15 protein-coding genes and 4 tRNA genes are annotated in these 13,529 nt (G+C 61.4%); 7 read left to right on the forward strand and 12 right to left on the reverse strand.

The window, feature by feature from the left end; translation table 11 throughout:
* Window positions 1-10 precede the first annotated feature (10 nt).
* Window positions 11-619 (reverse strand): YigZ family protein, encoded by a 609-nt coding sequence (locus BZG29_RS08800; RefSeq protein ID WP_077401271.1) that lies wholly within the window; start codon window positions 617-619, stop codon window positions 11-13.
* Window positions 620-685: 66 nt separating this feature from the next.
* The gene (locus tag BZG29_RS08805) at window positions 686-943 is read right to left on the reverse strand and encodes a hypothetical protein (protein WP_077401274.1); all 258 of its coding nucleotides are present in this window, start codon (window positions 941-943) and stop codon (window positions 686-688) included.
* Between the two features lie 126 nt (window positions 944-1,069).
* On the opposite strand from BZG29_RS08805, the gene BZG29_RS08810 reads away from it, so the two are divergent.
* Window positions 1,070-1,795, forward strand: coding sequence for a helix-turn-helix transcriptional regulator (locus BZG29_RS08810; RefSeq protein ID WP_253192832.1), 726 nt, complete (start codon window positions 1,070-1,072; stop codon window positions 1,793-1,795).
* 237 nt (window positions 1,796-2,032) lie between these two features.
* Here the strand turns inward: BZG29_RS08810 and BZG29_RS08815 are convergent, their stop codons facing one another.
* From BZG29_RS08815 to BZG29_RS08825, 3 genes are all read right to left on the reverse strand, one after another.
* On the reverse strand, window positions 2,033-3,184 hold the full coding sequence (locus tag BZG29_RS08815; RefSeq protein ID WP_077401277.1) for an FRG domain-containing protein: 1,152 nt from the start codon (window positions 3,182-3,184) through the stop codon (window positions 2,033-2,035).
* A 513-nt stretch (window positions 3,185-3,697) separates the two neighbouring features.
* Window positions 3,698-3,773, reverse strand: a tRNA-Lys gene (locus BZG29_RS08820).
* Between the two features lie 72 nt (window positions 3,774-3,845).
* Window positions 3,846-3,921 (reverse strand) — tRNA-Lys (locus BZG29_RS08825).
* A gap of 119 nt (window positions 3,922-4,040) precedes the next feature.
* On the opposite strand from BZG29_RS08825, the gene BZG29_RS08830 reads away from it, so the two are divergent.
* Both BZG29_RS08830 and BZG29_RS08835 read left to right on the forward strand, forming a co-directional pair.
* A complete protein-coding gene (locus BZG29_RS08830; RefSeq protein ID WP_077401280.1) occupies window positions 4,041-4,499 on the forward strand; it encodes a MarR family transcriptional regulator in 459 nt (152 codons plus the stop codon).
* On the forward strand, window positions 4,496-5,995 hold the full coding sequence (locus tag BZG29_RS08835; protein WP_253192833.1) for an MDR family MFS transporter: 1,500 nt from the start codon (window positions 4,496-4,498) through the stop codon (window positions 5,993-5,995). Before BZG29_RS08830 ends, BZG29_RS08835 begins: the two co-directional genes overlap by 4 nt.
* Here BZG29_RS08835 and BZG29_RS08840 read toward each other — a convergent pair.
* Window positions 5,989-7,077: an NADH:flavin oxidoreductase/NADH oxidase gene (locus BZG29_RS08840; RefSeq protein WP_077401283.1), complete on the reverse strand. Its 1,089-nt coding sequence runs from the start codon at window positions 7,075-7,077 to the stop codon at window positions 5,989-5,991. The genes BZG29_RS08835 and BZG29_RS08840 overlap by 7 nt on opposite strands.
* Before the next feature lie 106 nt (window positions 7,078-7,183).
* Between BZG29_RS08840 and BZG29_RS08845 the strand changes: the two genes are divergently transcribed.
* From BZG29_RS08845 to BZG29_RS08860, 4 genes are all read left to right on the forward strand, one after another.
* Window positions 7,184-7,516 carry a helix-turn-helix domain-containing protein gene (locus BZG29_RS08845; protein ID WP_077409029.1) on the forward strand — a complete coding sequence of 111 codons (333 nt, stop codon included), beginning with the start codon at window positions 7,184-7,186 and terminating at the stop codon, window positions 7,514-7,516.
* 122 nt (window positions 7,517-7,638) lie between these two features.
* A complete protein-coding gene (locus BZG29_RS08850) occupies window positions 7,639-8,769 on the forward strand; it encodes an acyltransferase (protein WP_077401286.1) in 1,131 nt (376 codons plus the stop codon).
* An 83-nt stretch (window positions 8,770-8,852) separates the two neighbouring features.
* Window positions 8,853-9,125, forward strand: a complete 273-nt coding sequence (locus BZG29_RS08855; protein WP_077401289.1) for a BrnT family toxin — start codon at window positions 8,853-8,855, stop codon at window positions 9,123-9,125.
* Window positions 9,085-9,384: a BrnA antitoxin family protein gene (locus BZG29_RS08860; protein WP_077401293.1), complete on the forward strand. Its 300-nt coding sequence runs from the start codon at window positions 9,085-9,087 to the stop codon at window positions 9,382-9,384. Before BZG29_RS08855 ends, BZG29_RS08860 begins: the two co-directional genes overlap by 41 nt.
* Window positions 9,385-9,429: 45 nt before the next feature.
* Here the strand turns inward: BZG29_RS08860 and BZG29_RS08865 are convergent.
* The 6 genes from BZG29_RS08865 to tolA form a co-directional block, all read right to left on the reverse strand.
* Window positions 9,430-9,505: transfer RNA gene (locus BZG29_RS08865), tRNA-Lys, on the reverse strand.
* An 89-nt stretch (window positions 9,506-9,594) separates the two neighbouring features.
* A tRNA-Lys gene (locus tag BZG29_RS08870) sits at window positions 9,595-9,670 on the reverse strand.
* 67 nt (window positions 9,671-9,737) lie between these two features.
* Window positions 9,738-10,496, reverse strand: a complete 759-nt coding sequence (ybgF, locus tag BZG29_RS08875) for a tol-pal system protein YbgF (protein WP_077401297.1) — start codon at window positions 10,494-10,496, stop codon at window positions 9,738-9,740.
* Window positions 10,497-10,630: 134 nt separating this feature from the next.
* Entirely contained in the window at window positions 10,631-11,152 is a 522-nt protein-coding gene (gene pal / locus BZG29_RS08880) for a peptidoglycan-associated lipoprotein Pal (RefSeq protein ID WP_034786578.1), read from the reverse strand.
* 43 nt (window positions 11,153-11,195) lie between these two features.
* Window positions 11,196-12,473, reverse strand: coding sequence for a Tol-Pal system beta propeller repeat protein TolB (gene tolB, locus BZG29_RS08885; RefSeq protein WP_077401300.1), 1,278 nt, complete (start codon window positions 12,471-12,473; stop codon window positions 11,196-11,198).
* Window positions 12,470-13,489 (reverse strand): cell envelope integrity protein TolA, encoded by a 1,020-nt coding sequence (gene tolA, locus BZG29_RS08890; RefSeq protein ID WP_077401303.1) that lies wholly within the window; start codon window positions 13,487-13,489, stop codon window positions 12,470-12,472. Before tolA ends, tolB begins: the two co-directional genes overlap by 4 nt.
* Between the last annotated feature and the right edge of the window lie 40 nt (window positions 13,490-13,529).

A 13,529-nucleotide genomic window follows, 5' to 3' on the forward strand; every position in this document is an offset into this window, starting at 1 on the left:
CGCCTGTTGACTATGACTGGCCGTCGCAATCCTGCGCGTCCAGCCACTGTATCCGCCCATTGCCCGCCTCATGCAGATGGGCCAGCAGGGCGGTGGCGGCCGCTTCCGCCAGGCTGAAGTCGAACAGCACATGCTCGCCGTGTTCCACGTTCAGCAGGGTGGCGCCGGCGCCGTCGAGTTCGCGGCGCAGCATGCCTTCCATCGCGTACGGCACCGTGCAGCGCAGGCTGCGCTGGCGCACGATGGCCGTCTTTTCCGCCTGCAAGAGTGCCTGTGCCACGCTGTCCGTGTAGGCGCGCACGAGGCCGCCCGCACCGAGCTTGATGCCACCGAAGTAGCGCACCACGGTGGCCAGCACGCCCTCGAGGTCCTGGTGGCGCAGCACGTCGAGCATGGGCCGCCCGGCCGTGCCGCTCGGCTCGCCATCATCGACGGCCGCCGATTGCCCGCCCGCCAGCAGCGCCCAGCACACATGGCAGGCGCCCGGATGCTGCGCTTTCAAGTCATTGACCACCTGCTGCGCGCTGGCGCGGTCCGTCATCGGCTGCACGCAACCGATGAAACGGCTTTTCTTGATGATCAGTTCGCTGTGGACGGGGGCGGCAATGGTAAACGGCATGGCGGGTGCGAAGGCGGGCAAAGCAGCATGATAGAGGAAATGCGCGCCGGGGACGAGTCAGCCAGCTTACGCGGCGGACGCGGCCACCAGTTCGCGCAGCGCCGCATCGCGCACCTGCAGGATATCGAACAGTCCCAGCGCGTGCAGGGCGGGCAGGGCGTCGACAATGTCGCGCTCGGCAATGGCCTTGTCGTTGCTGCTGCTGGCGTCGTCCAGCCACAGCCTGGCATTGGCCAGGAAGGCCCCCACCGTTCCCTTGCGCACGGTGACGCCATTGAATTGGGCCTGGTTTTGTTGATCGGCTAATACGTCTTCTGCACGCATGGTGAACTCCTGAAGGTTGGAAAGCCTTCACTGTATGATGGCGGGATTGTCTTGCCTGCGTTGTTTATGTCATTCGATACGTCAAATCCGTCAATTTCTCCGGCATCGCCGCCGCGGCTGCGCGCCATGCGCATTGTTCAGCCGCAAGAGCGGGTGACGGCGGCGCACCGCCATGCCAGCGGCCAGCTGTTCGGCGCAATGCGGGGCTTGCTTTCCGTCGCCGCCGACAGCGGCCAGTGGGTGGTGCCGGCCAGCCACTGCGTGTGGGTGCCGCCCCATCATATGCACGCGCTGCGTTCGCATGGCCCGTTTGCGGGCTGGAGCGTGTACGTGGACGAGGCCAGCTGCGCCGGCTTGCCCGCAGCGCCTTGCGTGATGCGCGTCTCCGGCTTGCTGCGCGAAGCGGTGGGCCGCGCCAGCGCCTGGGACGAGGATGTGTCTGACGCACTGGACGCGCGGCAAGCCCGCGTGGCGGGCGTGATCCTCGACGAGATCGCCGCCGCGCCGCACGAATCCTTCGGCTTGCCCCTGCCCACTGACCCGCGCCTGCTGCGCGTGGCGCGCACCGTGCTCGATGACCTGGCCGACGAGCGTGGCGTGGAAGCGCTGGCCGCCTGGGCCGGCGTCTCGCCGCGCACCCTGGCGCGCCGTTTTACGATCGAAACGGGCTTTACACCCTCCGCCTGGCGCCAGCGCGCCCGCATCCTGCGCGCCCTGGAACTATTGGCCGCCGGCCAGCCCGTCACGACGATTGCGTTGGACCTGGGCTACGACACCGTCAGCGCCTTCATCGCCATGTTCAAGCGGGTGATGGGGGTGACGCCGGGGAGGTATGGGGAAGGAACGGCATAGCTGGTGAAAAAAAGTAAAAAACGCCCATGAGCCGGAATTCGTGGGTTTTCTTGAGAACTCACGGTCGTGTGGGATTCGAATATGACTGAATGCCGGTCTCGGCTTCAAGGCCCCGGACAAACTACGCTTTTGTACAACTTGCACAGGCACGGAGTTCGCTGCGAGTGTTGCGACGTTGCGCGAGAAGAAGGCCCGTTCCGACATTTGGCTAATGTCGAAACTGGTTGGTGACGGGTATTAACGGGCGGGATAGCGTCGCTGTGCCTCCGCTGCCTGCTCTGGAAGCTCGGGGAAAACGTAGCTCCTGGTAACGCCCAAATCCGCCAATTCAGCCAGGATGGCTTTTTTTGCCGTCCCCTTGATACTTATCTTGTCTGGCGTCTTATGGTTCTCAACCTTCCATAAACTTGTACTGGCTGGGCTGCAGATGATAAAGGCACCCTGTTGACGGCGAATGCGCTCATTGTTGACAGGTGCGTAAACGAAATAAAAATGCGTGAACTGCATCAGGAATCTACCGAGGCTGTTCCGCTCGGAATTATTCTCGATTTTAAGCTGGCGGCATACAGAATTGATGAATGCCAATCGTTGATTCATGAACCGGCTCTGGAATCTTTCGAGAGAGGCCTGGCTATCCGATATGGTCAGCGCTGCGCGAGTCAATCCTAATTCCTTTCTTTCAATATCCAGTCTATCTCTCCACGGATTGATGAATTCGCTGATAAGTCTTTCTTCAATAGTTTTTATCGCCAGCGACTGTATCAGGAAATCACCTTCTGCTAATTTATCAAGCTCGGTGATTGCCTCATGTAGAAAAGCGTTCCTGTCGCTGTTAACTCCCGCGTGGCCATAATCAAATGCTGATTCTTCGGCGAAGAAACTCTTCAACTGGTCCATGATATCCCGACCCATGGCTGAAAACTCCGCGCTCACGCGGACTCCGGCAAGAGACGCGTCGGGCACGTCGGAAGGTTGGTACACCTCCTCCGTTTTCCAGTGGAAGAAAATTACTTCGCCGTCTGTTTCCTCATGACTGCAACATGCAAAAAACAGTGCAATTAAAGGGCTATGCGTAAGATCCAGAAGCCGGGTAGGCAGCCCATAATGCTGCATTCTTACCAACCGTTCGAAAACCGACTTGTCGTTGGAAAATGCAACGGGATCAAGCCGCATGAGCTCTTCGTACAACTCGTGCTCGACAGTCCTGAACGACTTCCCTTCCTTGATCCGGTATACAGTCGGCTCAAGCACGTACGCTGCGTCTGAATGACCCCGGTAGAGCAGGGCATAGCCTTCGCCATTAGGAATAGGCATCGTTGCTTTCTTCCAGGCCATGTATTCCGCAAGTGACGACACTTCGACGGGAATGGTCGGGGTTTCGTTAGGCATAGTCGCTCCGTGTTTGCTTGTCGAATGTTTAAGTTCGCTGATCTGGCTGAAATGCTTATTCTATGTTTGACGGAAAAGATACTCCATCCATACGCTGATCAAAATAATTTCAGTGTGCTGGAGAATGAGACTTGTCCCATAATTAAGGTGTTGCCGGCCTTCATGCAGGATATCAGTTTTTTTGTTTACCGTTTCTGCTGATGGTGTATTTCTGGTCCGTTTGGGGAACGGGTGGGGCGATTATCTACTGAATCGAACGGCCAACCTGACGCCTTTGGGTGGCGAGCGTTTTTCGTATTTGGGATGTGGGGTAATATTGTCGTGAAGATATGGATGTTTTTTGGGGGCTAGCTATTGAAAGCTTCCAATCTATATTGATCGAACTACACACGGCAAGGCGACTGAGCGCCTGGAAGAGGGGCGCCAGGCGGTGAAGTTTCGTCGAAATGTGCGAAGGGCACCCAAAAACAAAAAAGCCCACGAACGTAAATTCGTGGGCTTTTCTGAAGTATTTGGTAGGCCGTGCGGGATTCGAACCTGCGACCAACGGATTAAAAGTCCGCTGCTCTACCAGCTGAGCTAACGACCCAAAAACTTTGACTACTGAACTACGGTAACGCTTTGCCGTATCAACATGCTTGCCATGATGACGGCTGAATCTTGGTAGGCCGTGCGGGATTCGAACCTGCGACCAACGGATTAAAAGTCCGCTGCTCTACCAGCTGAGCTAACGACCCAAGGGCGGCTATTATGACGGCCAATGGCGGTTTTGGGAAGGGCCGGGGCGGAAAAAGCCTTGCGTGGCCCTCATGCACGGTCTAATATAGGTAGATAGTCTACCTATTTAACTCATTCCATGCCCAATACCGAAGACCTTCCCATCCCCGAGCGCGCGCTGGCGCTGTCCGATGAATTGCGCACGGCGTTCAAGCGCCTGCTGCGCTCCATGCAGCGCGAAGGGGGCGAGCTGGAAGGCGGCGTGTCGATGATGCAATACATGCTGCTGGCACTGATCCACGAGCAGCCCGGCATCGGCGTGGCCGCGCTGGCGCGGCTGCAGAACGTGCGCGGGCCCACCGTCAGCGCCCAGGTCAAGTCGCTCGAAGAGGCGGGGCTGGTCGAGCGCAGCGCGCCCGATCCGCAGGACCGCCGGCGTTCGGGCCTGCACGTGTCCGCGCAAGGCCTGGCGATCCTCGAGACCCTGCGTGCGCGGCGCCGCGATGCGCTGGCGCGGCGCATCGCCCGCCTGACGCCGCAGCAGGTCGATGCGCTGGAAGCCGCCATGCAGCCGCTGCTTGAGATCGGCCAGGCATGAGCGGCCACGATCACGCCGCAGGCGCAGACAAAGGCGCCGATAAACCCGTCACCGAGCGCGAAGTGCGCGCCATCTACCTGGGCCTGATGGCCGTGCTGGGCCTCGGTGCGCTGGACCAGAGCATCGTTGCCACGGCCCTGCCGCGCATCGTCGATGACCTGGGCGGCATGGCGCACCTGTCGTGGGTGGTCACGGCCTACGTGCTGGCCTCGACGGCCACCATGCCCCTGTACGGAAAGCTGGCCGACCAGTACGGTCGCCGCCCCATGATCTTCACGGCCCTGCTGACCTTTCTGCTCGGCTCCGTGCTGTGCGGGCTGGCGCAGAACATGACGGAACTGATCATTTTCCGCGCCATCCAGGGCCTGGGTGCGGGCGGCTTCATGCCGCTGGCGCAAATCATCATCGGCGACATCGTGCCGCCGGCCGAGCGGGGCAAGCGGCAAGGCATGGTGCCCATCGTGTTTGCCGTCACCAGCGTGCTGGGGCCCGTGCTGGGCGGCGTCATCACGGATGCCCTGTCGTGGCACTGGATTTTCTATGTCAACTTGCCGGTGGGCATTGTGGCCTTTTATATCATCGCGCGCGCCATGCGCAAGCCGGCGCGCACGCATGCGCACAAGATCGATTACCTGGGGTCTGCGCTGCTGACGGGCGCCGTCACGGCGGCCCTGCTGGTGCTGGCGCTGGGCGGCACGGAGTGGCCGTGGGATGCGCTGGCCATCAAGGTGTGCGGCGGCGTCGCCCTGCTGCTGGGCGTCTGGCTGGCCTTCCACGTGGGCAGGGTGGATGAACCCGTGCTGCCGCCCGACCTGTTCGAAAACCGCACTTTCAATATCGCCAGCCTGGTGATGGCCATGACTTTCATGGGCCTGATGGGCGCCAGCGTCTTCTTCCCCCTGTTCTTCCAGCTGGTGATGGGTACGAGTCCCGCCGAATCGGGCGTGATGACGGTGGCGATGATGGTGGGGCTGGTGGCGTCGTCGATGTTCAACGGCCGCGTGCTGTCGCGCTCGGGCAAGTACAAGATGGTGCAGGTGGCGGGGCTGGCCGTGGCGCTGCTGGCGTTTGCCGTGCTGGCCTGGGCCATGGAAACGTCGCGCGGCTACTGGATCATCGAGCCGGCCATCTTCCTGCTCGGCACGGGGCTGGGATTGGTGATGCCGAACATGACGATCGCCGTGCAAAATGCCTTGCCCCTGGCGCGCCGGGGCGTGGGCACGGCCATGCTGGCCTTTTTCCGTTCGCTGGGCGGCTTGCTCGGTGTGACGGCGTCCGGCGCCATCCTCGCCCGCCAGCTGCACCAGCATGGCGTGGAAGCCGTGTCGGCGCTGGGCGCGCATGCCGCGGCGCAGACGGTGGAAGTGTACCGCCATGCGATCGCCAGCGTGTTTGGCGCCGGCGCCGTGCTGCTGCTGGTGGGGCTGGTCTTCCTGCTGTTCCTGCCGGAACTGCCCCTGGAGGGGCATCCGGCAGCGGTGAAGGACGATCAGTAGCGTTCCAGCCAGTGCGCGTACGGCGCCGGCAGGGTCCACGAGGCGCGCTCCACGCCGAGTTCCTTGGCGGCAAAGTATGCCCAGTGGGGATTGGCCAGGTGCGCCTTGCCGACCATCACCACGTCCAGCTGCTCTTCCTTGACGACGCGCTCGGCAATGGCCGGCGTGCCGAAGCCCCAGGCGGACGAGACGGGCACGCCCGCTTCGCGGCGCACGCGCTCGGCGATCGGGCCCATGAAGGCCGGGCCCCACGGAATCGATACGTCGGGAATGGTGAAGCCCATGCTGACGCTGATCATGTCCATGCCCGCATCCTTGAACTGGCGCACGAGACCGATCGATTCGAGCAGGGTTTGCTCGTCGCGGCCGTCGAATTCCAGCACGCCGAAGCGGATGGTCAGCGGCAGGTGCTCGGGCCACACTTCACGCACGGCTTTCAATGTTTCCAGCAGGAAGCGGCTGCGGTTTTCCAGGCTGCCGCCATAGATGTCGTCGCGCCGGTTCGAGTGGGCGGAAAAGAAGCTTTGCGCCAGGTAGCCGTGGGCGAAGTGCAGTTCCAGCCATTCGAAGCCCACTTCGCGGGCGCGGATGGCCGCATCGACGAAGTTCTGTTTCACACGGGCAATATCGTCGAGGTCCATGGCGCGCGGCACTTTCGGCAGGCCGCCGCCGAAGGCGATGGCGGACGGGGCGATGGTTTGCCAGCCGCGCGCGTCGCCTTGCGTGATGTGGTCGTCGCCTTCCCATGGGCGGTTGGCGCTGGCCTTGCGGCCCGCGTGGGCGATCTGGATGCCGGGCACGGAGCCGGCCGCCTTGATGGCTTTCACGACAGGCACGAAGGCTTGCGCCAGGTCATCATTCCAGATGCCCGTGCAGCCGGGCGTGATGCGGCCTTCGGGCGCCACGGCCGTCGCTTCGACGATCACCAGCCCCGCGCCGCCGCGTGCCATGCCCGCGTAATGCGACAAATGCCAGTCGTTGGCCACGCCATCGACGGCCATGTATTGGCACATGGGCGGCACGGCGATGCGGTTGCGCAGGGTGATGCCTTTGAGGGTGTAGGGCTGGAAGAGGGCGGACATGGTGGCCTTTGTGTGTGTGGATAGAAAGATAGGAAAATACTGATTCGGTAGTTCGTAAATATTCGAAGAATGGAATTAGTATAGCGCATGCTGTATGATTCTGCTCATGCGTCCACACAAACATCCCCCCGCCAGCGAATTCGTCCTCGAGCGCGTGCTGTACGCCCTGAGCGATTCCATACGCCTCGACATCGTGCGCCACCTGGCCCGCGTGGATGCGGCCGCTTGCGGCGACCTCGACGGCGGACGGCCGAAATCGACCGTTTCCCACCATTTCAAGGTCTTGCGCGAAGCGGGCCTCGTCTACACGGAAAACGCGGGCACGACGCACATGAACACTCTGCGCCGCGCCGATATCGAGAGCCGTTTCCCCGGCTTGCTCGACGCCATCCTGGCGCAACAGCCATTGGCGCCGGAGGCGGAAAAGCCGGCAGCTTAGGCGCCTGCCGTGCCCCGCCATTTGCCAGGCTCGGCTATGATGTCGGCCTTTCGGTAAATCCCCGGCCGCGCGCCTGTTGCGCGATGGGCTGGCGACACTACCTGGCACGGCAAGGGATGGGAATGACGGCAGCAGCAGTGGTATCACAGGCGGACCTGGCACATCGTCCGCAGTTTGGCTGGATCAATGGTTTAAAAGCAGGCGCGGCGCAGTTGATCGTGTTGCATCACCTGGCGTTTTACGGGCCCATGTCCGACTACGTGCAACCGCTGTGGCCTGCGTTGCTGGACTGGCTGGGCGGCAGTGCGCGCATCGCCGTGCAAGTGTTTCTCGTCATCGGCGGCTTTCTCGTCGCCAAATCCCTGTCTCCCGCCGGCCGTCCCGGCATTGCCACCCCGCTGCAAGCGATCTGGCGCCGCTATGCCAAGCTGGCGCCGCCTTTCCTGGCCGCCACCTTGCTCGCGGCCATCATCACGCCCGTGGCCGGCATCTGGATGCTGCACGATTCCATGTCGGCCGCCGTCACCCTGGGCCAGCTGAGCGCCCATGCCTTGCTGCTGCACGGCGTGCTGGGCTATGAATCGCTGTCCGCCGGCGCCTGGTACGTGGCCATCGATTTCCAGCTGTACCTGCTGACGGTATTGCTGCTGTGGCTGGGCGGCCGCCTGGCGGGCCGGCGGCGCGGGCACTGGCTGATGCCGCTGGCCGTCACTGTGGGCATCACCTTTTCCCTGCTGTATTTCAATCTCGACGCGGACTGGGATAACTGGGCGCCGTATTTCTTCGGCAGCTATGGCCTTGGCATGCTGGCCTGGTGGGCCAGCGACCCGGCCCGCAAACCCGCTGCCATGACCGTGCTCATGGCCATGGCCGCCGTGCCCGTCCTGCTGGCCCTGGCCGTCGACTACCGCAGCCGCATCGCCCTGGCCCTGATCGTCGCCTGCGCCCTGTTCCTGTTCGGCCGCGCCCGCACGCCGTCGCAGGGCGGCGTCTGGAACATCGTCAACGCCCTGGGCCGCATCTCGTATGCCGTCTTCCTCGTGCACTTCCCCGTCAGCCTGCTGGTGAATGCGCTGTTTATCAGCTATGTCCCGCTCGAACCTGAGTGGCAGGCGCTGGGCATGCTGACGGCCTGGGGCGCCAGCCTGGCGGCCGGCGCCGCGTTTTACCGCTGGGTGGAGGTACCGCTGGGGCGGGCTATGGGCGGCGTGCTGGCGCATCTGGCCGGGAGGCCGGCGCTGGCGTCGCGTTAATGGTGGTGATGTAGCAGTCCCGATGGCGCCCTTGTTCGCGAAACAGGGCTGGCTGTTTCTATTATTTGTTACTACAATAAATAATGAGAATCACTTTTGATGCTGTCAAGCGTGAAAAGACGCTCAGGGAGTGTGGCCTCGACTTTGCGCGTGCGCGCGAAGTGTTTGACGGCCTCACCATTACGCTGCCGGACCAGCGCCAGGACTACGGCGAACCCCGCTTCATCACTGCAGGTCGGCTCGACGAGCGCCTGGTTGTACTGGTCTGGACGCCGCGTGGCCGGGCGCGCAGAATCATCAGCATGAGGAAGGCAAATGAACGCGAAATCGACAAATACAAGCAAAGCCTGGGTTGATCCCGACGATGCGCCTGAATTGACGGATGGTTTTTTCGAGCAGGGTATCTGGCAAGTGGGCGACAAGCCCGTTTCCCGCCCTGAGGCGCAGCAGGAGGCGGCACGCCGCCGCGGCAGACCCGCTGGCACTGGCGGCAAGGTCAGCACGACCATACGTTTCGACGCCGACATTCTCGAAGCCTTCAAGGCCACCGGCGATGGGTGGCAAACGCGCATGAATGATGTATTGAAGGAGTGGCTGCGATCCAGGCAAGCCTAGAAAACAAAAAAGCCAACCGCGAACGGTTGGCTTCTTCATAGTATTTGGTAGGCCGTGCGGGATTCGAACCTGCGACCAACGGATTAAAAGTCCGCTGCTCTACCAGCTGAGCTAACGACCCAAAAACTTTTTACAACAACTTCGGTAACACTGTGCCGTAAAAAAATGCTTGCTATAACAACTCGCAAGCAGATCAGTACTGCGTATTCGTGGTAGGCCGTGCGGGATTCGAACCTGCGACCAACGGATTAAAAGTCCGCTGCTCTACCAGCTGAGCTAACGACCCGAAGAAGAAAGATTATAGGGGGTGCCCGGGATTCTGTCAAACCTAACGGGCAACTTTTTCCCCGCTTTTACTTTTTGCCGCCCCGTTCCTTGGCGGCCTGGGCCGCGCTGGAGTCCGGGTAGCGCGAGATCAGGGCGTTCAGGGTCTTGGTCGCGTTCGGCTTGTCTTTCAGCTCCGTGTAGCAGCTGGCGATGTTGAGCATGGCGTCGGGCGCCTTCGGGCTGTCCGGGTAGTGTTTCAGCACGGCCTGCTGGGCCGTGATGGCGCTCTTGCAGTCGCGCTGGGCGTAATAGGCGTTGCCCAGCCAGTATTGCGCGTTGGCCGCATACGCCGATTCCGGATAGCGTTTCACGAAGCCGTCCAGGGCCGTCACGGCGCCCTTGTAATCGCCCGATTTGAACAGGCCGAACGCGGATTCGTACGCGCTTTGCTCGGACACTCCCACGGCCGCTTCCTGGCCGTCGATGGTGACCTGGCGCGGTTCGAGCTTGCGCAGGCGCGCGTCGATATCGGTGTAGAAATCCTTCTGGCGCTTTTGCGTGTTCGCCAGGTCGTTGCCCAGCACTTCGATCTGGCCGCGCAGGCGGGCGATCTCTTGCATGGTCTGGTCGTGCTGGTTGATCAGGCTCAAGGTGCTGGTCTTGTCCGCCTTGGCGTCGATGCGGCTGTTCAGGTCGCGCGCCATGGCGTCGACCTTGGCGCGCAGCTCGAGGATGGCCTTGCGTGCTTCGTCGTCATCGAACAGGGCGGCGTTGGCGTGCAGGGGCAGGTAGGCAAACGCGGCCATCAAGGCGGCGGCGACGCCGGCTTTCGAGAATGTCATCATGAGTCGGGCTTTCAAAAGTTACGCAAACATGCAAACGGGGCGCCGGGCGGTGAATCACCGCGCTGCGCCCCATTATTATGCCTATGACTGGCCAGTTAGGTAAGCGTCAATGCTGCCGCGCTCACCCCTGAACATCAATAAACGATGTCAGCGCGGCGGTTTTCTGCCCATGCTGCTTCGTTGCTGCCTTGAGCTTTAGGCTTTTCTTTGCCCAGCGACACGGCTTCCATTTGGCCTTCCGGCACGCCCAGGGCTGCCATCGACTTGCGCACGGCTTCAGCACGTTTCTGGCCCAGGGCCAGGTTGTACTCAGCGCCACCGCGTTCATCGGTGTTACCTTGGATCAGGATCTTGCGGCTAGGCGTTTTCACCAGGTAGCCAGCGTGGTTTTGCACGACTGGGGTGTCCGCTTCGCGCACGACGTATTTGTCGAAGTCGAAGTAGATGCTGCGGTTAGCCAGCACGCCTTTTGGATCGTCCAGTGGATCGACCGATGCGGTCGTTACTGGCTGAACTTGACGGGTGTCAACTGGAGCGACGACTTTTTCAGGCGCGCGCTCAACCACTGGGGTCTCTGCTACTTTGACTGGGGTGCTGCAGGCGGACAGCAGGGCTGCGGTAGCGGCGATGAAAGCCAAACTTTTAAAGTTACTCATTTTTATTCTCCGGGTCATGGTTAAAGGTGAAACTGTACAGCATTTACTTCATAAAAGGACCCCAGGTGGGCTCCTTGATATTGCCAGCTTGCGTAGTCAAACGCTGTTTGACGCGGCCATCCACCGATACCACTGCCAGCGACTTGCGTCGTCCGGATTCGGTCGCGTACATGATATATTTCCCGTTGGGCGAAAAGCTCGGTGATTCGTCGTTGGCGGTGTCCGACAGGCGCAGTTCCTGGCCACTAGCCAGGTCGAGCGCGTAGAGCTGGAAATTGCCGTCGCGACGGGAAATATAAGCGAGTGTCTTCCCGTCGGATGAAATCCGCGGGCTGATGTTGTAGGAGCCGCCAAACGTCACGCGCTTGGCTTCGCCACCGCTGGTCGACATGCGGTAGATCTGTGGTCCGCCGCTGCGATCGCTGGTGAAGTAAATGCTTTGGCCATCGGCCGAGAATTGGGGTTCCGTATCGATGCCGCTGCTGGTGCTGACGCGGCGCAAGCCGCTGCCGTCGGCATTGACGGTGTAGACCTGGGTATGACCGTCGCGCGACAGGGCCACGGCCAGGCGCGAGCCGTCCGGGCTCCAGCTCGGCGCGGAGTTGCTGCCTTTTTCATTCGACACGATGGTGCGCTGGCGCGTCACCAGGTTTTGCACGTAGACGATGGGCTTTTTCTTTTCGAACGACACATATGCGACCTTGGTGCCGTCCGGCGACCACGACGGCGAAATGATCGGTTCGTTCGAGCGCAGGGCGACCTGGATGCCTTCGCCATCGGCGTCGGCCACTTCCAGGCGGTATTCGCGGCCCGATTGCGTGACGTAGGCGATGCGCGTGGCGAACGCGCCCTTGACGCCCGTCAACTTCTCATAGATGTCATCGGCGATCTTGTGCGCCAGCAAGCGGTTGAACTGCGGCGCGGCCGCATTGTTCATGCTGGAGATCTGGGCGCCCTTGATGGTGTCGAACAGCTTGTAGCGCACGTCCAGGCGGCCATCGGCCATGCTTTGCACGGTGCCGGCCGCCAGCGCGTCGGCGCCGCGCGACTTCCACTGCTCGTAGCTGACGGGCGCCGTTTCCGACACGGGCGCATCGGCGTCGATCAGCTTGAACACGCCGCTGCGCGCCAGGTCGGCCTTGATGATGCTAGATAACGATTGCGGCGCCGCCGATTCATTGACGAAACTGGCGACAGCCACCGGGATCTGGTTGCTGCCGATCCCCGTAATCTCCACGCGCAGCTGCGCCTGGGCGCCGGAGGCTCCCAGCATCAGGCCGGCGCAGAGCACGACATAGCTCATTTTTTTCATGGTCATCATTTAGGCAAATCCTTCATCTCGAATATGAGTTCAATCTCGCGTTCCACGGTGCCGTCTTTTTTCTTCGGCAGTGGCGACGATTTGTTAATGGCGTTTTCCACCGAGCTGTCATACGCCGGCAGGCCGCTACTTTTAATCTTTCGGACCGAAATAATTTCCCCAGTTGGCAGTTGCTCGATCTTGAACACGGCGCGCGGGTTGCCCGGCACGTCCGTGCTACCGCTGTACGCGATATTGCTCTTGATCTTGCTCGTCAGGGCAGCGACATAGCCGCTGTCCTTGCGTGGCGCGGTCGCTTTCGCGGCCGTGCCCGTTGTGCCATTGCCTGCCTGTGCCATCAACCGCTTCATGTCATCGGCACGCAATTTGTCGGCGGCTGCTTTTTCAGCCGCCGCTTTTTTCGCCTTGGCCGCTTTTTCGGCCGCCGCTTTTTTATCGGACAGTTCTTTCTCGGCTTTTTCTTCCGCCGCTTTTTCTTTCTCTTTGGCTTGCTTGGCTTTCTCCAGCTTGTCGGCCTTTTCTTTTTCCAGCTTTTCAGCCTTGTCTTTTTCTTTCTGCTTCTGTTTTTCCAGTTCGCGCTTTTCTTCCTCGCGTTCCTTCAATTCCTGCTTGCGGCGTTCTTCCGCTGCCGCTTTGTCTTTTTCTTCCTTCAGCTTGGCCTTCTTGCGCTCGAGGGCGATCTCCGCCTCGCGCAGGTCGACCTTCGGCTCGGGCGCGGCCACGGGCGGCGGTGGCGGCGGGGCCGGCTGTTCTACTTGCGGTTCCGGCGGCGGCGCCGGTGTCGGTTCCGGCTCCGTCGCCACGTCGGGCGGCGGCGCGGCCGTCTGCACTTTCAGGTCCCATACTTCCGCTTCGACGGCGACAGGTTCCGTATTTTGCCAGTGTACGCCCACCCACAGGAAAAACAGCAGGCCAAGGTGCATCGCCAGCGCCAGGCCCAGCGAGGGCCAGCGGCTGCGTTCGCGCGGCACGCTGTAGGGCTTGCCGAGTACATGGTCGATTTGTTTGGTCTGCAAAGTCTAGTCTATCTAAAAACGGTCAAGTCTGGAAACAGGG

Origin of the sequence: Janthinobacterium sp. LM6 (assembly GCF_002002885.1) — a bacterium.
Lineage (GTDB): Bacteria > Pseudomonadota > Gammaproteobacteria > Burkholderiales > Burkholderiaceae_D > Janthinobacterium > Janthinobacterium kumbetense.